This is a genomic window from Pseudonocardia abyssalis (genome assembly GCF_019263705.2).
In the GTDB taxonomy this organism is placed as follows: Bacteria; Actinomycetota; Actinomycetes; order Mycobacteriales; family Pseudonocardiaceae; genus Pseudonocardia; species Pseudonocardia abyssalis.
On record NZ_JADQDK010000001.1, the window covers coordinates 4,252,892 to 4,270,441 of the forward strand.

The window sequence follows — 17,550 nt, forward strand, 5'->3', positions numbered from 1 at the left end:
AGGTGTCAACGTGGTCTTCGCTCATGACACCAACATGTCGCTGCAGGCGGCGGTCGTCCTCGCCAACTCCGCACTGGCGCCCGACACCCTGACGACGGTCGCCGAGCTCGACGCGTTCTACGTCGAGTTCGCCTACACCGGCACCCATGACGGCGACGCCGCCGAGCTGGAGGAGGTCCGGGCGCTGCGCGGGCCGCTGCGCGAGCTGCTCACCGCCGACCGGGACACCGCGGTCCTGCTCGTCAACCGGACGCTGGCCGAGCGCGACGCCCGGCCGCGGCTGGTGCGCCACGACGGCTGGGACTACCACCTGCACGCCACCGACCCCGCCGCCCCGCTGGCCGACCAGATCGCCGTGGAGACCGCGATGGCGATGGTCGACGTCATCCGCGCCGACGAGATGGCCCGGCTGTCGATCTGCGCCGACGACACCTGCGAGGGGGTGGTCGTCGACCTGTCCCGTAACCGCTCGCGGCGCTTCTGCAGTACGGCGTGCACCAACCGCGTGGCCGCCGCGGCCTACCGGGCGCGCCGGTCGGGGTGATCAGCCCAGCGCCCGGTCCAGGTTGATCGCCGCGCTGATCAGCGACAGGTGGGTGAAGGCCTGCGGGAAGTTGCCCAGCTGGTCGCCGGTCAGACCGATCTCCTCGGCGTAGAGCCCGAGGTGGTTGGCGTAGGTGAACATCTTCTCCAGCGCCACCCGGGCCTCCGGCAGCCGTCCGGCGCGGGTGAGCGCCTCGACGTACCAGAACGAGCACATCGAGAACGTGCCCTCGTCGCCGTCGATGCCGTCCGGGGCGTCGTAGCGGAAGACCAGGGTGTCGACGACGAGCTCCTCCTCGATCGCGCGCAGCGTCGAGAGGAACCGCGGCTCGGTCGGCGCCACGAACTTGACCATCGGCATGAGCAGCACCGACGCGTCGAGCGTGTCGGCGTCGTAGCGCTGCACGAACGCGCCGCGCTCCGCGTCCCAGCCGCGGTCCATGATCTGGTGGTAGATCTCGTCGCGGGTCGTGGTCCACCCGGCGAGGTCACCGGGCAGGCCACGACGGCGGGCCATCCGGATCATGCGCTCCAGCGCGACCCAGCACATCAGCCGCGAGTAGACGTGGTCGCCGCGGCCGCCGCGGGTCTCCCAGATGCCCTCGTCGGGCCGGTCCCAGTGCTCGCGCAGCCAGTCGATGGCCCCGCAGAGGTTCCGCCAGTCGTCGTGGGAGATCCCGGCGCCGTACTTGTCGTAGAGGTAGACCGAGTCGATGATCTCGCCGTAGACGTCGAGCTGGAGCTGGTCGCCCGCCCCGTTGCCGACGAGCACCGGCGCCGAGCCGCGGTAGCCGGACAGGTGCTCCAGCTCGACCTCGGCGGGCGACGGGTCGCCGTCGATGGTGTACATGACGCGCAGCGGGCCGCTCTCGTCGTCGCGCGGCTCGGTGAAGCGGTCGGTCAGCCACCCGACGAACGCGCCCGCCTCGCGGGTGAACCCCAGGCGCAGCAGTGCGTAGAGGGAGAACGCGGCGTCGCGCAGCCACACGTAGCGGTAGTCCCAGTTGCGCTCGCCGCCGAGCTCCTCGGGCAGCCCCATCGTCGGGGCGGCGACGATCGCGCCGGTCGGTTCGTGGGTCAGCAGCTTGAGCGTGATCGCGGAGCGGTGCACCATCTCGCGCCAGCGCCCGGTGTAGGTCGAGCTGGTGAGCCAGTCGCGCCAGAACCGCAGCGTGGCGTCGAACAGCGCGTCGACGTCGGACGGCGCGAGGTCGTCCGGCACGTCGTCGGAGGGGTCCCCGACGGCGAGCACGAACAGCGCGCTCTCCCCCGCGTCGAGCCGGAACTCCGCGGACGCGTCGGCGTCGCCCGTCGTCAGCGCGACGGAGCTGCCCAGGGCGAGCGTCAGGTCCTCGCCGGTGAACAGGACGCCGCCCGGCACCGCCTTGGCCGCGGCCCGCTCGCGCGCGTACCCGGGGCGCGGCACGACCTCGGTCCGCATCCCGACCTCGCCCCGCACGTTCAGCACGCGCCGCACCAGTCGCTGCGGACCGTCGCCGACGGGCATGAAGTCCTGGCACTCGACGATGCCGTGCTCGGTGAGGAAGCGCGTGACGAGCACGGCGGAGTCCGGGTAGTAGAACTGGCTGCGCGAGGCGACCTCGCAGGTCGGCGTCATCGCCCAGTGCCCGCCGCCCTCGGTGTCGAGGACGGCGGCGAACGCGCTGGGCGCGTCGAAGCGGCCGGGGCAGAACCAGTCGACGGTGCCGTCGGTGCCGACGAGCGCGGCCGAGCGCAGGTCGCCGATCAGGCCGTGCTCGGCGATCGGGAGGTAGCTCACCCGGGCAGCCGCCAGCCGCGCTCGCCCGCCAGGTCGAGCGCCTCCTGCGGTCCCCACGACCCCTGCTCGTAGGTGCGCACGGGCGGCGGGTCGGCGAGCACCGGATCGCACAGCTCCCAGAGCCGCTCCACCTCGCGCGTGCTGGTGAACAGCGTGTGGTCGCCCGCCATCGCGTCGAGGAGGAGCTTCTCGTAGGCCTCCAGCGAGTCCTCGCCGCCGAACCGCAGCGACAGCGTGTGGGCCTGCAGCACGAGCTCGGGTCCGGGCGTCTTGGTGCGGATGTCGAGGGAGATGTGCGGCTCGTCGGTCAGCTCCAGCACCAGCTCGTTCGGCGCGCCGTCGGTCTCGCCCTCGAACATCGCCAGCGGCGGCTCCCGGAAACCGAGCGTGATCGTCCGCCGGGTGGCGCCCATCGACTTGCCGGTGCGCAGCAGGAACGGCACGCCCTTCCACCGCCAGTTGTCGACGTGGGCCTCGATCGCGACGAACGTCTCGACGTCGGAGTCGTCGTCGACGCCGTCCTCGTCGCGGTAGCCCGCGTACTGGCCGAACACCACGCGCCCGGGGTCGAGCGGGCGGACCGCACGGAAGACCTTGGCCTTCTCCTCGTGCAGCGCGTCGGCGTCGAGGACGACGGGCGGTTCCAGCGCGACGAACCCGAGCAGCTGGAACAGGTGCGTGGAGATCATGTCGCGGAACGTGCCCGTCGACTCCATGAAAGACGCCCGGCCCTCGATCCCGATCTCCTCGGGCACGTCGATCTGCACGTAGGCGATGTGCTGGGCGTTCCAGACCGGCTCCATCAGCCCGTTGGCGAAGCGCAGCGCGAGGATGTTCTGCACCGCCTCCTTGCCCAGGAAGTGGTCGATGCGGAAGACGTCGTCCTCGCCGAAGGTGCCCAGGACCGCCTCGTTGAGCGCCTTCGCCGAGGCCAGGTCGCTGCCGAACGGCTTCTCCAGGACGAGGTGCGCGCGCTCGGCGAGACCGGTGGAGTCGAGCATCGCGATCATCGGTTCCATCGCCGACGGGGGCACCGACAGGTAGAGCAGCCGCCGGACGTCGTCGCCGCCGAGGTCCTTCTCGGCCTCGGCGACGGCCGCCGCGAGGTCGTCGCCGTCGTCGGCCGAGGACACGACGAACCGGATGCCGGACGCGAACCCCGCCCACTCGTCACCCCCGTCCTCGGGGGCGACCGAGTCGCGGAACTCCTCGTCGGAGCCGGGCGAGTGCCGGCCGGTGCCGATGATCCGGACATCCGGCAGGAGCCCCGCGCGGTGCAGGCGGAACAGGCCCGGGAACAACTTGCGCTTCGCCAGGTCGCCGGACGCGCCGAACAGGACCAGGACGTGGGGTGACGTCATGGGACGAGCTACCCGCTACGGCTACCGTGGACACGTGAACGTAGAGGTGACGCCGCTCCCAGGCATCGGTGTACGCAAGGACTTCGCGCTGCGCAACGGCCGCCGCGTGGGGGTCGTCTCCCACCGCGACGGCCAGATCGAGCTGATCATCTCCCACGTCGACGACCCGGACGCCTCGCTGGCCGAGATCCCGCTCGCGCCCGACGAGGCCGGGGCGCTGGCCAACCTGCTCGGCGGGCCGCAGCTCGTGGCCCAGCTCACCGGCGAACACCGCGAGCTGCCGGGGATCCACACCCGGCAGATCCCGGTCGGGCCGCCGTTCGACGGGCGCACGCTGGGCGACACCGCCCTGCGCACGCGCACCGGGGTGTCCGTCGTCGCGGTGATGCGCGCGGGCCAGGTCCTGCCGTCGCCCACTCCCGACTTCACGCTGACCGCGGGCGACCTCATGGTCACCGTCGGCACGACCGAAGGGCTCGACAACGCCGTCGCGATCCTGAAGAAGGGCTGACGCCGTGGAGGAATCGGCCCTGCACCTGCTCGAGCTGGGCGGGGTGTTCTTCGTGCTCGGGCTGCTGGGCCGCCTCGCCGGCCGGATCGGGCTCTCCCCGATCCCGCTCTACCTGATCGGCGGCCTGGCGTTCGGCAACGGCGGGCTCGTCCCGCTGGGCGGCATCGAGGAGTTCACGAGTCTGGCCGGCGAGGTCGGCGTGGTGCTGCTGCTCCTGCTGCTCGGGCTGGAGTACTCCGCGGCCGAGCTCGTCACCGGGCTGAAGCGGTCGTGGACGGCGGGGCTGCTCGACATCGTGCTCAACGCCGCGCCGGGCGTCGCCGTCGCGCTGATCCTGGGCTGGGGCCCGGTCGGGGCGCTGGTGCTCGGCGGCGTCACCTACATCTCCTCGTCCGGGATCATCGCGAAGGTGCTCGCCGACCTCGGCCGCCTCGGCAACCGCGAGACCCCGGTGGTGCTGTCGATCCTCGTGTTCGAGGACCTCGTGATGGCCGTCTACCTGCCGATCCTCACGGCGGTGCTGATCGGGGTGTCACTGGTCGGCGGGCTCACGGCCGTCGCGGTGTCGGTGGCGGTGCTCGCGGTCGTGTTGCTGGTGGCGCTGCGCTACGGCCGCTACGTCTCCGCGCTCGTCGACTCCCCCGACCGCGAGGTCTTCCTGCTCAAGGTGCTCGGGCTCGCCCTGCTCGTCGCCGGGTTCGCGCAGGCGATGCAGGTCTCCGCCGCCGTCGGGGCGTTCCTGCTCGGCATCGCGATCTCCGGGTCCACCGCGGAGAACGCCACCAAACTGCTCGAACCGCTGCGCGACCTGTTCGCCGCCGTGTTCTTCGTCGTGTTCGGCCTCAACACCGACCCGGCGTCGATCCCGCCGATGCTCGGCTGGGCCGTCGTGCTCGCCGTCTCCACCACCGCCACGAAGATCGCGACGGGCTGGTGGGCGGCGCGGAGGCAGGGCATCGGCCCGCTCGGCCGCGCCCGGGCCGGGGCCGCGCTCGTGGCCCGCGGGGAGTTCTCGATCGTCATCGCGGGGCTGGCGGTGAGCTACGCGGCCGTCGACGACCGGCTCGCCGCACTGGCCACCACCTACGTCCTGCTCATGGCCGTGATCGGCCCGGTGGCGGCCCGGGTGGTGGAACCGGTGGTGCGGAGGCTCCGCGGCACCCCGAGCCCGGTCGCGACGGTCCCGGCCCCCGGCCCCTGACCCCGCCCCCCGACCCCCACCCGGCGAGTTTGCCGCCCCCACCCCGCGAGTTCGCCGCCGCCGCCCGGCGAGTTTGCCGCCGCCACCCCGCGAGTTTGCCGCCGCCGCCCGGCGAGTTTGCCGCCGCCGCTCGGCGAGTCCGCCGCTGACGCCCGCACTCCCGGACGCGATCGGCAAAGACGGCGTGCCCCGACGGAAAACTCGCCGGGGCGGGGTCAGTCGCGGGCGGCGAGGGCGGCCTCGTAGAGGTCGCGCTTGCCCACCCCGGCCGCCCCGGCCACCGCGGCGACCGCGTCCTTGAGCCGCTCGCCGTCGGCCACCCGCTCCGCCACCGCGTCGACGAGCGACTCCACCGGCGGCGCCGTCGTCGGTGCGGCGCCCGCCAGCACCACCGTGATCTCCCCGCGCACCGGTCCCTCCTCCGCCCATGCGGCCAGCTCGGCCAGCGGCCCGCGCAGGACCTCCTCGTGCTTCTTCGTCAGCTCCCGGCACACCGCGGCGCGGCGGTCGGCGCCCAGCACCGTGACGGCGGCGGCGAGGGTGTCGGCCAGGCGGTGCGGCGACTCGAAGAACACCGTGGCGCGCGGCTCGGCGACCAGGCCCTGCAGCCACCGCGTCCGCTCCCCGCCCCGGCGCGGCGCGAAGCCCTCGAAGCAGAACCGCTCCACCGGCAGGCCGGAGAGGACGAGCGCCGTCGTGACGGCCGACGGGCCGGGCAGGCACGTCACCGGCAGGTCCTGCGCCGCCGCCGCGGCGACGAGCCGGTAGCCCGGGTCCGACACCGCGGGCATCCCCGCGTCGGAGACGAGCAGTACGGTGCGGCCGCCGCGCACGTCGTCGAGCAGGCCGGGCAGCCGGGCCGCCTCGACGGCGTCGTAATGGCTGATCACCTTCCCGGTGACCGTGACGCCGAGCGCCGCGGCGAGCGACCGGAACCGCCGCGTGTCCTCCGCGGCGATGACGTCGGCGGTGCCGATCGCCTCGACGAGACGGGCCGACGCGTCGCGCGCGTCACCGAGCGGGGTGGCCGCCACGAGCAGCATCCCGGGCACTCCGGCATCGGTCGACATGTGGCCCACACTACGAGCGGCCTACCATCGGGCCGGTGACCGACCGTTCCCTCGCCGCGCGCCCCCGCGTCGCGACGGTCCCGGTCGACGACCGGGAGCCGACGCCGGGCAGCCACCCGCTCGGCCCGGAGCCCCCGCTGGCGCCCGCCCCGCCGGTCCCGCCGGCACACCTCGGGGCCCCGCCGCCGACCGACCGCGTCCGCGGCTGGGTCGTCGCGATCGGGCTCGCGCTGGTCGCGCTCGTCGTGCGGTTCGTTGATCTCGGCCGTGTCACCGACGGCGGCACCCCCGTCTTCGACGAGAAGCACTACGTGCCGCAGGCCTGGCAGATGCTGCGCAACGGCGGCGTCGAGGACAACCCCGGCTTCGAGCTGATCGTGCACCCGCCGCTGGGCAAGCAGCTCATCGCGATCGGTGAGCTCCTGTTCGGCTACGACGGGTTCGGCTGGCGCGCGTCGGCGGCGTTCACGGGCGTGCTCGCCGTCCTGATCATCGTGCGGGTGGCGCGGCGGCTGACCCGCTCCACCCTGCTCGGCGGCGTCGCGGGCGTCCTCCTGATCTGCGACGGGCTCTCGCACGTGCAGTCCCGGATGGGCATGCTCGACGCGTTCGCCGCGCTGTTCGTGCTGGCCGCGTTCGCCACGCTGGTCCGCGACCGCGACGACGTGCGCGAACGGATGGCGCTCGTCGTCGCCCAGGGCCGGATCGGCGACACCCCGTTCGGCCCGCGGCTGGGCTGGCGCTGGTGGCGCCTGGCCACCGGCGTCCTGCTCGGGCTGGGCTGCGCGATCAAGTGGTCGGGGCTCTACTGGCTGGCCGCGTTCGCCGTGCTCGCCGTGCTCTGGGACCTCACCGCCCGGCGCTCGGCGGGCGTCGAACGGCCGTTGCGGGGCACGGTCGTGCGCGACCTCGGGCCCGCGCTGTGGGCGCTCGCGCTCGTGCCGGTGCTGGCGTACCTGTCGGGATGGTGGGCGTGGTTCGGCAACGAGACCGCGATCGACCGCTACGCCACCGACGGGCCGTCGTTCCTGCCCGCGGCACTGCGTGCACTCGTCCACTACAGCGGTCACGTCCTCGACTTCCACGCCGGCCTCACCACCGCCGTCAGCGGCGAGCACCCGTGGGAGTCGAAGCCGTGGACGTGGCCGATGGGGCTGCGGCCGATGCTCTACTACTTCGCCTCCGGCGAGCAGGTCGTCGGCTGCGGCACGAACGACTGCGTCAGCGCCGTGATGCTCATCGGCACCCCGGCGCTGTGGTGGCCCGCGTTCGGCGTACTGGGGTTCGCGATCTGGCGCGTCGCGACCCGCCACGACTGGCGCTACGCCGCCGTGCTCGTCGGGTACGGGGCGGGCATCGTCCCGTGGTTCCTCAACATCGACCGCCAGATGTACTTCTTCTACATGGCCCCGGTCGTGCCGTTCCTGGTGCTGGGCACGGTGCTGGTGATGGGCGAGATCCTCGGCCGGGCCGACGCCCCGCGCGAGCGCCGGCAGACCGGGATCATGCTCGTCGGGCTGTGGGTCGGGCTCGTCGTCGCCAACTTCGCGTGGATGTGGCCGATCATGAACGGGCTGCCGATCACCCAGGAGATGTGGGACGCCCAGCTCTGGCTGCCGTCCTGGCGGGCCAAGAGCTAGCAGCCCGCCGACCCCCGGTGCACGGGGTCGACGCTCAGTGTCACCGGCTCCACCCGCGACACCAGGACACAACCACCGGTGCGGACCTCCACCTCGTCGGACCCGCGGAACGCGACCTCGTCCGGCCCCGCACCCTCCGGATCCCCCCGCCACACCAGCACCTCCTGCTCGAAGGGCCCCTCGGCCCCGGCCCGCAGCACGACGCCGAACACCGGGTCGATCGAGAACCCCTGGCCCTCCTGCACCACCAGCCGCCGGTCGCCCGACACCACCTCCACGACGGCCGAACGCGGATCGTCCAGGCCGACCGCGAGCCAGGCCGTGAGAGCCCATCCCACGGCGAGGATCCCGCCCAGCACCGGCACGAGCACGCGGAGCGCGAACAGCCGCACCGCGACGGCCGGCGCGGCCGTGAGCAGCACGATCGTCAGGAGCACCGTCACCGCGACGAACCACTGCACGTGCCGCAGGTGGAACGGGTCGAGCACGGCGAGGCCGGCGAGCAGGGCCGCCAGTACCGCGAGCGCTGCGAGGACGAGGGCGCGGCGCAGGGTCGTCATCCCGCGGAGACTGGAGGGGTGCGGCCCGGCGTCAGGTCGGGACGGGCCTGCGGACGACCCGCTCGGGACGGTCGGCACCCCTCGCCGCGAAGCAGCAGTCGCGGCCGGCCCGCTTCGCCGCGTACAGCGCGGCGTCGGCCCCGCGCAGCAGAGCCTCCCCGCCACCGCCGACCACCCCCACCGCGGCCACCCCCACCGACATCGTCTGGCCGTCGACGATGTCGGCGAGGTAGGTCGGTGTGGCCGCGCGGAGCCGCTCGGCGGCGACCCGGGCACCGGCGTCGTCGGTCGCGGGGAGCAGGAGGCAGAACTCCTCACCCCCGTAGCGGACGGCGATGTCACCGTCGCGCGCCTGCTCGCGCAGCAGGCTGCCCACCCGTTCCAGCACCCGGTCGCCGACGGCGTGGCCGAACCGGTCGTTGACGGCCTTGAAGTGGTCCAGGTCGCACAGCAGGACCGCGACCCCGTCGACGCGGCGGGTCAGCTCGTCGAGCAGCACCTCCAGGTCGCGTCGGTTCCGCAGACCGGTGAGCACGTCATGATGGGCCTGGTGGTCGAGCTCGGAGCGGTTCTGCACGACCGTGAGCGCCGCGGCGGCCTGATCCGCCAGCAACCGCAGCTCCCGCACGGTCTGCGGGTCGGGGAGCAGCCCGTCGTCCGGGTCGTCGAGGACGAGCAGTCCGAGGAGCGAGCCGCCGCGCCCGCACAGCGGGACCAGCAACCGGTCCTCGTGCCAGGCCCGCGGCCCGGGTCGCCCGCGCACCGTCTCCGGGGCCGGGGCCGGGGCCGGGGCCGGGGCCGGGGCGGACCAGGCCCGTCCCACCACCACCGGGCAACCGGCCTCGGCGGGCGGGTCCGACCGGTCGAGCGCCGCGACCACCGCGCGCAGCGGGATCGGGGCGGCGTCGGCGGTCACCGGGGCCAGCCACTCCTCCCGGCGCAGGTACGCCGTCACCGAGCCGAACCCGAACGCCTCGGTCACCACGGCGCGGACCCGGTCGAGCACGGCCGCGTCAGCGGTGTGGGTACCGAGCTGCGCCGAGAACGCGGCGAGGGCCATCAGCGCGTCACGGTGCCGCGCGGCCGCACGGTTGAGCCGGGCCGTGTCCAGTGCGAGGGCGCCATGGGCGCTCACGGCCACCAGCATCTGCAGCTCCGCGTCGGTGGGGCGGCACCCCGACGCCGGTTGGTCCACCGACAGCAGACCCAGCGGCTCCCCCGTCGACGACCGCAGCGCGACGACGAGTCCGTCGTCGGGCAGCCAGTCGCCGGGCCCGGGGGCCGGTGTGTAGGTGTGCTCCATGTCGTCCCAGACCGCGTCGCCCGCGGTCAGGAAGTACACCCCCGGGAGGCGCTCGAACTGCGGCAGCAGCAGCTGGTCGTGCAGCACCCCGTAGTCGTTGGTGGTGTGCATCAGCGCGGCCTTCGCCTCGGCGTCCCCGATCACGAGCACGACCTCGTAGTCGTGCCACGCCGGGCGGTACACGTTCACCGCGACGGACCCGTAGCCGAGCACCGAACGCACGGTGTCGGCCACCGCGACGAGCGTTTCGGACTCCGACCTGTCCCGACCGGTCCGGGCGAGTGCGAGCAGCGCCTCCAGCCAGCGCGCGACCACCACTCCACCGCCCGTCGCCGTCATGCGCAGACCGTGGCACAGCCGTGCCGCCGGACCAAGCGCCCCGGGGCGGTCGGACCGGGGTCCGGCCCGCGCACGCCGTCCGCGCGCCCGGACGGCGAACCCCGCCGGGTCGAGACGCTCGTGTACGCCCGGCTCCCGGAGGATGACCGCCCGGCACCGGTCGACGGTCTCGGCACTGGTCGCCGGCACGCCGGCGACCGCCCACGACGGCGCTGCTGCGTCACCGCTGACACGACGAACGGCCTGGTCATCGAGTGCGAGAGCACCCTGACCAGGCCGTTCGGGGTGGAGCTGAGGGGAATCGAACCCCTGACCTCTTCGATGCGAACGAAGCGCGCTACCAATTGCGCCACAGCCCCGATGCCCGCCGAGGCGGACCTGAGAAACCCTACCAGCCGCTCACTCCCCCGCCGCACGGCGGTAGTCGGGGCGGACGGGGCCCTCGAGATCGTGCAGTTCGGGGTCGTCGAGGTCGTCTCCGACGACCGTCGTGCCGGCCGGGACGAGGGGCGGCGGGGCCGGGGTCAGGCGCGGGAGGGCGGGCTGCTCGGCCGCGTCGGCGCCGGTGACGCGCAGCGGCCCGATCGGCTCACCGGTGCCCGCGACGCGGTCCGGGTCGTCCTCGGCGAGGTCGCCGTCGAGTTCGTCGTCGGCGTCGTCGACCTCGTCCTCGTGGCCGTCGCCGTCCTGCGCGGCCGGGCGGGCGGCCTCCCGGCCGCGGCGGGCCCACTCGTCGAGCTCGGGGTCCTCGGCCGCGGCCCGGCGACGGGTGCCGGCCATGCGCGCGGCGCGGCGGTCGCGGATCGACTCCTCCATCGTGACCTGGCGGCGTAGGTAGACGAGGTAGCCGACGAGCCCGGCCCCGGCGACGGCGGTGAGCCACCACAGCGCGGGAACGGCGATCACGGCGATCAGCGCGGACAGCACCGTCGTGACGAGCAGACCGAGCACCACGCGCTGCCGGAACGCGTAGCGGGCGCGGGCGGTGATCGCCGCGGCCTCGGGGTCGAAGCCGCCGCGGCCGGGGCGGTAGCGCGGGGCCGGGCGCTCCCAGCCGTCCTCGTACCCGCCGCCGTCGTGGTCCTCGTACGCGTCCTGCTCGTAGTCGTCCTGCTCGTAGGCGTCATCGTCGGCCACGTCGTCCGCCTCGTCGGAAGCCGGGCGCGCAGCGGGGATCCGCGCGGACTCCTCGAGCCGGGTCGTGCCGCGTGCGTCGTCGTCGGACTCGTCCACGTCGTCCACCTCCTGGATCCGGTACCGGCGCTGCGGCCGGTCGAGCACCCGCCCGGAGAGGGCGGCATAGCTGGGCCGGGCCACCTCCTGCTGGTGTCGCGCCACCGCCGGCACAAGGATCAGCAACCAGAGCACGACCAGCCCGACGAAGATCAACGAGCTGGGCACTGGCAGCCTCCTCCCCGTCGGCGCGAGGGGCGACACGAGGACCCTCCCCGGCCCAAGATCGCTCCCGGACACCACGGTAGTGAGGGAAACCTGCGGAACCGGGCAACGACGCGCCGTGACCGCGAGGTTCACCCCAGGGTCGGCAGTGACCCGTGTGACTCGTGTGGGTGATCAGGCCCGTTCGGCCCGTCCGGATGCCACCAACCGGCCCGCGAGCCCGCCCACCGGGACCTCCTCGGCGGTCATCGCGAAGCAGAGGTGGTCGCGCCAGGCCCCGTCGACGTCGAGGTAGCGCCGGAAGAGCCCCTCCTCGCGGAAGCCGAGCTTCACCAGCACACGGCGGCTGGCGGAGTTCTCCGGCCGGACGGTCGCCTCGATGCGGTGCAGCCCCGCGGGGCCCAGGCAGTGGTCGACGGCGAGCGCGACGGCCGCCGTGGTGACCCCCGACCCCGTGACGCCCCGGTCGCACCAGTACCCCACGTACGCCGAGAGCAGCGGCTCGCGCACGACGTTGCCGATCATGACGTGCCCGGCGAGGCGGCCGTCGAGCGTGATCGCGAACGGCAGCGCGGTGCCCTTGCGCGCCGCCGACCGCAGCAGCATCCACCGGCCCGGCCACTCCGCCGACGAGTGCCGCTGCGCCCAGGTCCCGGGCATCGTCGGCTCCCACGGCGCGAGGTGGGCCTCGTCGCGCAGGCGCAGCGACGACCACGCCGCGCCGTCGAGCAGCCGCACCGGCCGCAGCTCCACCACGCCGGTGCCGACCCGCAGCGCGCCGAGGCGGGCGGGCCAGCCCGGGTGCCGTCCCCCGGCCGGGAACGGAACGGCCATCAGGAGGGGGCCATCACGCAGGCGCAGGCAGGAACGCGACGGTGACGACCTCGTCGACGGTGGCCTCCGTGACGTCCTCGCCCACCACGATCAGCCCGTTGGACTCCCCCAGCGACGACAGCAGGTGCGTGCCCGACGTCCCCAACGGCTGGACCAGGTACTCCCCGGTGGCCTGCTCGCGCAGCAGCCGCGCGCGCAGGTAACCGCGGCGGCCGGGCCGCGACGAGATCGGGGACGTCAGCCGGGCCGTCATGGTGCGCCGGTACGGGTCCGGCCGGCCCAGCGCCGTGCGCAGCAGCGGCCGCACGAACACCTCGAACAGCAGCAGGGCGGTGGCCGGGTGGGACGGGAAGATGAACGTGGGCACCGCATCCGGGCCGAGCCGCCCGAAGGCCTGCGTCGAGCCGGGGTGCATGGCGACGCGCGTGGAGTCGAGATCGCCGAGGCCCGCCAGCGCCGCGTGCACCTCCGCGCCCGCGTGCCCGCCCGCCGCCCCGCACACCACGATGACATCGCTGAACGGCAGCCGGTCCTGCATCGCGGCGCCGATCTCGCGCGCGTCGCCGCGGACGAGCCCGGCCTTGCCCGTGTCGGCCCCCGCGTCGCGGGCGGCGGCGGAGAGCGCGTGCGAGCAGACGTCGGCGACCTGACCGGCCCCCGGCGTGCGCGCGACGTCGACCAGCTCGTCGCCGACGGAGATGATCGACACCCGCGGCCGGGGGTGCACCAGCAGCTTGTCGCGGCCCGCGGCGGCGAGGAGTCCCACCTGCGTGGGGCCGACGACCGCGTCCCGGCGGACGGCGACGTCGCCGGGCTGAACGTCCTCCCCGACGCGCCGGACGAACGCCGCGGACGGCACCCCCCGCGTCGCCACGAGCCGGGCGGACCCGCCGTCGGTGTAGCCCAGCGGGACGACCGCGTCGGCCAGCGTGGGCAGGGGCGCCCCCGCGGTGACGCGGACGGCCTGGCCCGGCTGCAGGCGCAGCGGCTGCCGGGACCCGGCCGGGATCTCCCCGACCACCGGCAGCGACGCCGGCTCCGCCTCCGACGCGCCGACCAGGTCGACGCTGCGCACCGCGTAGCCGTCGACGGCCGCCTGGTCGAAACCGGGCAGGGGCCGGGACACGACCACCTCCTCGGCGCACCGCAGGCCGTACGCCTCGGAGATCGACACCCGCACGGGTGCCGGGCGGACCACCCCGTCGAGGATCCGTGTGAGCTGTTCGTCGACCGTGCGCATGCCAGCTCAGTCCGCCAGGCGCGCGGCCAGCCAGGTGCGCAGCTCGGGGCCGTAGTCGGGGTGTTCCAGGGCGAAGTCGACGAACGCGCGGACGTAGCTGCCCGGGTTGCCGAGGTCGTGGCGGCCGCCGCGGTGGACGACCACGTGGACCGGGTGGCCCTCGGAGATCAGCAGCGCGATCGCGTCGGTGATCTGCAGCTCGCCGCCCGCGCCGGGGGTGATGCGGTCGATCGCGTCGAACACGGCGACGTCGAGCAGGTAGCGCCCGGCCGCGGCGAAGGTGGAGGGGGCGTCGGCCGCGGCGGGCTTCTCGACCATGCCGTGGACCTGCTTGACGTCCGGGTCGTCGGTGTCGCTGACGTCGAAGACGCCGTAGGCGGAGATCTCCTCGCGCGGGATGTCGAACGCGCAGAGCACGCTCCCGCCGAACTGCTCGCGCACCGCGGCCATGCGGGTCAGCACGCCGGTGGGGAGCACCAGGTCGTCCGGGAGCAGGACCGCGAACGCCTGCTCGTCGTCGGCCAGCGCGCCGCGGACACAGCCGATGGCGTGACCGAGACCCAGCGGCTCGTCCTGGGTGACGGTGCGGACCTCGAGCAGCTCGTGGGCCCGGCGCACCTTCGCGACCAGGTTCTCCTTGCCGCGGGCGGCGAGGGTCTTCTCCAGCTCGGAGGAGTCGGCGAAGTGCGCGGCGACGGCGTCCTTGCCCGGCGAGGTGACGATGAGCAGCTGCTCGGCCCCGGCCTCCGCGGCCTCGGCGGCCACGAGTTCGATGCCCGGGGTGTCGACGACGGGCAGCAGCTCCTTGGGCACGGTCTTCGTGGTGGGCAGGAACCGGGTCCCCAGGCCTGCGGCGGGGACCACGGCCGACCGGAAGGGCGTCGCTGTCATGGGCACGAACCTTATCCGCGCCGGTAGCGTGCCCGCGTGACGGCACGCACTGACGATCACGAGCAGTCCTCCAAAGATGTGTGGCGGCGGCGGATCCTGGCCGCGCGCAGAGCCCTCGACCCGGCCGTCCGGACCGTCCGGGCGGCCGCGCTCACCCGCGGCGCGCTCGCGCTCGCGGCCGACACCGGCGGCCCGGTGTGCGCCTACCTGCCGATCGGCACCGAGCCCTGGTCCCCCGAGGGGGTCGAGGAGCTCCGGGCCGCCGGGCACGAGGTGCTGCTGCCCGTGGTGCCCGCCGGGCGCGGCCCGTTGGACTGGGCCCGCCACGACGGCCCCGGCTCCCTCGCCCCCGGACCCATCGGCCTGCGCGAACCATCAGGTCCCCGCCTGGGGCCCGCGGCGATCACGCGGGCCCGCCTGATCCTCGTGCCGGGCCTCGCCGCCGACCGCCGCGGGGTGCGCCTGGGCCGGGGGAAGGGCCACTACGACCAGACGTTGCCGCTGGTGGCCACCGGTGTGCCGCTCGTCATCGTGATCGACGACGACGAACTGGTGGACGCGCTGCCCGCCGAGCCCCACGACCATCCGATGTCGGCCGCGCTGCTCCCGCTTGCGGGCTACACGCTCCTCGGGAAGAACGGCTGACCTTCCCGGGTTATGCTGGCACTCAGTGCGCGAGAGTGCCAAGACGTCCCGGAAGGACCACGAGCGTGCCCACCTACCAGTACGCCTGCACAGCCTGCGACCACCGGTTCGAGGCCGTGCAGTCGTTCTCCGATGCGTCGCTGACCGTGTGCCCGGAGTGCTCGGGTGCGTTGCGCAAGGTCTTCTCCTCCGTCGGGATCGTGTTCAAGGGCAGCGGCTTCTACCGCACCGACAGCCGCGCGGGGGCAGTGCCCAACGGCGACTCGAAGCCCGCCGCGTCGTCGAGCGAGAGCTCGAGCGGTGAGAAGAGCGGTGGCGACAAGAGCGGTGGCGAGAAGAAGTCGTCGGAGAGCACCGGCACCAAGAAGGACTCCGGTTCCTCCTCCACATCGTCCGCCGCCACCCCGGCGCCCGCGGCCGCGAAGGGCTGAGTTGTCCACATCGGGGCGGCGCCGTCCACAGGTTGTGTGATCCTCCCCCGCTCGGCCTGAGGTCGTCCTAGCGTCGTCGGCATGACCGACGACCCCCCGCGGCGCGCCGTCCGCCTCCTCGCCCCCCTCGGGGCGCCCGGGTGGCGGCGCACGGCGCTGCTCCGGCGTGGGGCCGCGGGCCTCCTCACCGTGCTCGCCGTGGCCCTCGCGCTCGCCCCGCAGGCCCGCGGCACGCCGGTGGTGGTGGCCGTGGCCGATCTCGCCGCGGGTTCCACGCTCGACGCCGGGGCGCTCGTCGTCCGCGAGTGGCCGGCCGAGCTCGTCCCCGCGGGCGCGGTGCGGGCCGTCGACGATGCCGTGGGGCGGGTGCTCGTGGGCGCCGCGCGGACGGGTGAGCCACTCACCGACGCCCGGCTCACCCGCGGTTCCCCGCTCCCCGGTGACGCCGCGGCGGTGCCCGTCCGGCTCGCCGACCCCGACATCGCCCCGCTGCTGGTCGCGGGCCGTCGGGTCGACGTCGTGACGCTCGGCGAACGGGCGGGCGATCCCCTGGTCCTGGCCTCCGACGCGGAGGTCGTCACCGTGCTCCCGGGGCCGCTGGTGCTGGTCGCGATGCCCCGTGCGCTCGCCACGCGGGTCGCTGCCGCCGCATTGTCGGACCAGATCGCGGTTACCCTCCGATGACGTGACCGACGATCGAGGGAGCACGATGATCAAGGGTTTCAAGGACTTCATCCTGCGGGGCAACGTCGTCGACCTCGCGGTCGCCGTCGTCATCGGCACGGCGTTCGCGGCGATCGTCTCGTCGTTCACCGACGGCATCGTGCAGCCGTTGATCAACGCGGTGTCCCCGCCCGACAGCACCGGCCTGGGCTTCTCGATCGTCTCCGGCAAGGAGAGCACCTACGTCGACTTCTCCGCCGTCATCACCGCCGCGATCAACTTCCTGATCGTGGCCGCGGTCGTCTACTTCGTCATCGTGCTGCCGCTCAACACGCTCAAGGAGCGCCGCAAGAAGGGCGAGGAGCCGGGCCCGGCCGAGCCCACCGACGTGGAGCTGCTCATCGAGATCCGCGACCTGCTCCGCACGCAGCAGCGCGGCTGACCTCAGCGGTCGTGGTGCGGCGGGCGGTCGGCGAGGAGCTGCGCGTCGTTGCTGTCCGGGGTGGGATCCCGCTCGTCACCGGTCGTGTCGGGCAGGGCGTCGCCGAACACCGCGGCGAGCCGCCTGCGGACGGCGTCCGGCAACTCAGCAGCATCGTCCGCCGGCTCGGGCGTCTGGTCGGCCACGACCGGTCCTAGTCGTCCAGTCCGGACAGCTCCGCGATCACGTGGGCGACCAGCGGCGTGAGGGTGGCCATGCCGTCGCGGACGGCGGCCCGGGACGGCGCGAGGTTCACCACGAGCGTGCTGCCCGAGACGCCGACCAGCCCGCGCGACAACCCGGCGTCGACGGCGCCCGCCGCCAGGCCGGACGCGCGGATGGCCTCGGCGATGCCCGGGATCGGGCGGTCGAGGACGCCCGCGGTGGCGTCGGCGGTGACGTCGCGCGGCGACACGCCGGTGCCGCCGACGGTGACGACGAGGTCGACACCGCCGATCACCGCGGTGTTGAGCGCGTTGCGGATGGCCACCGGGTCACCGGGCACGACCACCGAGGCGTCGACGACGAGCCGGGCCTCCTCGAGCAGCTCCGTGACCAGCGGACCGATCGAGTCCTCGCGCTCGCCGTGGCTCACACGGTCGTCGACGATGACGACCAGGGCACGACCGATCTGGGGCGGCGCCATTTCCATGGGCTCA

Annotated in this window: 19 protein-coding genes and 1 tRNA gene; 8 read left to right on the forward strand and 12 right to left on the reverse strand. The window is 74.1% G+C overall.

All coding sequences use genetic code 11. The annotated features are described in order from the left end of the window. Nucleotides 1-10: 10 nt before the first annotated feature. Nucleotides 11-544 (forward strand): CGNR zinc finger domain-containing protein, encoded by a 534-nt coding sequence (locus tag I4I81_RS20590; RefSeq protein WP_218603628.1) that lies wholly within the window; start codon nucleotides 11-13, stop codon nucleotides 542-544. On the opposite strand, the gene I4I81_RS20595 is transcribed toward I4I81_RS20590, so the two are convergent. Together I4I81_RS20595 and zwf are read right to left on the reverse strand one after the other, a co-directional pair. Then, nucleotides 545-2,323, reverse strand: coding sequence for a glycoside hydrolase family 15 protein (locus tag I4I81_RS20595; protein WP_218603627.1), 1,779 nt, complete (start codon nucleotides 2,321-2,323; stop codon nucleotides 545-547). Continuing rightward, entirely contained in the window at nucleotides 2,320-3,684 is a 1,365-nt protein-coding gene (zwf, locus tag I4I81_RS20600; RefSeq protein ID WP_218603626.1) for a glucose-6-phosphate dehydrogenase, read from the reverse strand. The genes I4I81_RS20595 and zwf overlap by 4 nt, the downstream gene beginning before the upstream one ends. A 34-nt stretch (nucleotides 3,685-3,718) precedes the next feature. Between zwf and I4I81_RS20605 the strand changes: the two genes are divergently transcribed. Continuing rightward, the gene (locus I4I81_RS20605; RefSeq protein ID WP_218603625.1) at nucleotides 3,719-4,195 is read left to right on the forward strand and encodes a cation:proton antiporter regulatory subunit; all 477 of its coding nucleotides are present in this window, start codon (nucleotides 3,719-3,721) and stop codon (nucleotides 4,193-4,195) included. A gap of 4 nt (nucleotides 4,196-4,199) precedes the next feature. Continuing rightward, entirely contained in the window at nucleotides 4,200-5,396 is a 1,197-nt protein-coding gene (locus tag I4I81_RS20610) for a cation:proton antiporter (RefSeq protein WP_218616269.1), read from the forward strand. A gap of 215 nt (nucleotides 5,397-5,611) precedes the next feature. On the opposite strand, the gene rsmI is transcribed toward I4I81_RS20610, so the two are convergent. Then, complete coding sequence (gene rsmI / locus I4I81_RS20615; RefSeq protein WP_218616270.1) at nucleotides 5,612-6,466, reverse strand: 16S rRNA (cytidine(1402)-2'-O)-methyltransferase; 855 nt, start codon at nucleotides 6,464-6,466, stop codon at nucleotides 5,612-5,614. A gap of 137 nt (nucleotides 6,467-6,603) precedes the next feature. On the opposite strand from rsmI, the gene I4I81_RS20620 reads away from it, so the two are divergent. Continuing rightward, on the forward strand, nucleotides 6,604-8,106 hold the full coding sequence (locus tag I4I81_RS20620; protein WP_218616608.1) for a dolichyl-phosphate-mannose--protein mannosyltransferase: 1,503 nt from the start codon (nucleotides 6,604-6,606) through the stop codon (nucleotides 8,104-8,106). On the opposite strand, the gene I4I81_RS20625 is transcribed toward I4I81_RS20620, so the two are convergent. The 7 genes from I4I81_RS20625 to I4I81_RS20655 all read right to left on the reverse strand — a co-directional run bounded on the left by I4I81_RS20625 (nucleotide 8,103) and on the right by I4I81_RS20655 (nucleotide 14,671). After that, nucleotides 8,103-8,666 carry a hypothetical protein gene (locus I4I81_RS20625; protein WP_218616271.1) on the reverse strand — a complete coding sequence of 188 codons (564 nt, stop codon included), beginning with the start codon at nucleotides 8,664-8,666 and terminating at the stop codon, nucleotides 8,103-8,105. The two genes, I4I81_RS20620 and I4I81_RS20625, sit on opposite strands and share 4 nt — an antisense overlap. A 31-nt stretch (nucleotides 8,667-8,697) precedes the next feature. Beyond that, nucleotides 8,698-10,308, reverse strand: coding sequence for a GGDEF domain-containing protein (locus I4I81_RS20630; protein ID WP_218616272.1), 1,611 nt, complete (start codon nucleotides 10,306-10,308; stop codon nucleotides 8,698-8,700). Between the two features lie 286 nt (nucleotides 10,309-10,594). Then, nucleotides 10,595-10,667: transfer RNA gene (locus I4I81_RS20635), tRNA-Ala, on the reverse strand. 40 nt (nucleotides 10,668-10,707) lie between these two features. After that, the gene (gene sepX / locus I4I81_RS20640) at nucleotides 10,708-11,709 is read right to left on the reverse strand and encodes a divisome protein SepX/GlpR (RefSeq protein ID WP_218616273.1); all 1,002 of its coding nucleotides are present in this window, start codon (nucleotides 11,707-11,709) and stop codon (nucleotides 10,708-10,710) included. Between the two features lie 171 nt (nucleotides 11,710-11,880). Then, nucleotides 11,881-12,540, reverse strand: coding sequence for a GNAT family N-acetyltransferase (locus tag I4I81_RS20645; protein WP_218604088.1), 660 nt, complete (start codon nucleotides 12,538-12,540; stop codon nucleotides 11,881-11,883). A 13-nt stretch (nucleotides 12,541-12,553) separates the two neighbouring features. Continuing rightward, nucleotides 12,554-13,780, reverse strand: coding sequence for a molybdotransferase-like divisome protein Glp (gene glp / locus I4I81_RS20650; protein WP_218604087.1), 1,227 nt, complete (start codon nucleotides 13,778-13,780; stop codon nucleotides 12,554-12,556). A gap of 6 nt (nucleotides 13,781-13,786) precedes the next feature. After that, on the reverse strand, nucleotides 13,787-14,671 hold the full coding sequence (locus I4I81_RS20655; protein WP_218604086.1) for a UTP--glucose-1-phosphate uridylyltransferase: 885 nt from the start codon (nucleotides 14,669-14,671) through the stop codon (nucleotides 13,787-13,789). Between the two features lie 36 nt (nucleotides 14,672-14,707). On the opposite strand from I4I81_RS20655, the gene I4I81_RS20660 reads away from it, so the two are divergent. The 4 genes from I4I81_RS20660 to mscL all read left to right on the forward strand — a co-directional run bounded on the left by I4I81_RS20660 (nucleotide 14,708) and on the right by mscL (nucleotide 16,852). Further along, entirely contained in the window at nucleotides 14,708-15,316 is a 609-nt protein-coding gene (locus I4I81_RS20660) for a 5-formyltetrahydrofolate cyclo-ligase (protein ID WP_218604085.1), read from the forward strand. A 65-nt stretch (nucleotides 15,317-15,381) separates the two neighbouring features. Then, the gene (locus I4I81_RS20665; RefSeq protein ID WP_218604084.1) at nucleotides 15,382-15,747 is read left to right on the forward strand and encodes an FmdB family zinc ribbon protein; all 366 of its coding nucleotides are present in this window, start codon (nucleotides 15,382-15,384) and stop codon (nucleotides 15,745-15,747) included. 81 nt (nucleotides 15,748-15,828) lie between these two features. Then, nucleotides 15,829-16,431, forward strand: a complete 603-nt coding sequence (locus tag I4I81_RS20670) for an SAF domain-containing protein (RefSeq protein ID WP_218604083.1) — start codon at nucleotides 15,829-15,831, stop codon at nucleotides 16,429-16,431. A 25-nt stretch (nucleotides 16,432-16,456) separates the two neighbouring features. Continuing rightward, complete coding sequence (gene mscL, locus I4I81_RS20675) at nucleotides 16,457-16,852, forward strand: large conductance mechanosensitive channel protein MscL (RefSeq protein ID WP_218604091.1); 396 nt, start codon at nucleotides 16,457-16,459, stop codon at nucleotides 16,850-16,852. A 2-nt stretch (nucleotides 16,853-16,854) separates the two neighbouring features. Here mscL and I4I81_RS20680 read toward each other — a convergent pair whose 3' ends face one another. Continuing rightward, the gene (locus I4I81_RS20680; RefSeq protein ID WP_218604092.1) at nucleotides 16,855-17,037 is read right to left on the reverse strand and encodes a hypothetical protein; all 183 of its coding nucleotides are present in this window, start codon (nucleotides 17,035-17,037) and stop codon (nucleotides 16,855-16,857) included. A gap of 8 nt (nucleotides 17,038-17,045) precedes the next feature. Beyond that, nucleotides 17,046-17,537 (reverse strand): MogA/MoaB family molybdenum cofactor biosynthesis protein, encoded by a 492-nt coding sequence (locus I4I81_RS20685; RefSeq protein ID WP_372453619.1) that lies wholly within the window; start codon nucleotides 17,535-17,537, stop codon nucleotides 17,046-17,048. Nucleotides 17,538-17,550: the final 13 nt, after the last annotated feature.

Excerpts from the sequence above, each read along its gene's own strand:
- zwf (WP_218603626.1), bottom strand. The coding sequence starts at position 3,684 with ATGACGTCACCCCACGTCCTGGTCCTGTTCGGCGCGTCCGGCGACCTG.
- rsmI (WP_218616270.1), bottom strand. The coding sequence starts at position 6,466 with ATGTCGACCGATGCCGGAGTGCCCGGGATGCTGCTCGTGGCGGCCACC.
- I4I81_RS20625 (WP_218616271.1), bottom strand. The coding sequence starts at position 8,666 with ATGACGACCCTGCGCCGCGCCCTCGTCCTCGCAGCGCTCGCGGTACTG.
- I4I81_RS20630 (WP_218616272.1), bottom strand. The coding sequence starts at position 10,308 with ATGACGGCGACGGGCGGTGGAGTGGTGGTCGCGCGCTGGCTGGAGGCG.
- I4I81_RS20645 (WP_218604088.1), bottom strand. The coding sequence starts at position 12,540 with ATGGCCGTTCCGTTCCCGGCCGGGGGACGGCACCCGGGCTGGCCCGCC.
- glp (WP_218604087.1), bottom strand. The coding sequence starts at position 13,780 with ATGCGCACGGTCGACGAACAGCTCACACGGATCCTCGACGGGGTGGTC.
- I4I81_RS20655 (WP_218604086.1), bottom strand. The coding sequence starts at position 14,671 with ATGACAGCGACGCCCTTCCGGTCGGCCGTGGTCCCCGCCGCAGGCCTG.
- I4I81_RS20670 (WP_218604083.1), top strand. The coding sequence starts at position 15,829 with ATGACCGACGACCCCCCGCGGCGCGCCGTCCGCCTCCTCGCCCCCCTC.
- mscL (WP_218604091.1), top strand. The coding sequence starts at position 16,457 with ATGATCAAGGGTTTCAAGGACTTCATCCTGCGGGGCAACGTCGTCGAC.
- I4I81_RS20685 (WP_372453619.1), bottom strand. The coding sequence starts at position 17,537 with ATGGCGCCGCCCCAGATCGGTCGTGCCCTGGTCGTCATCGTCGACGAC.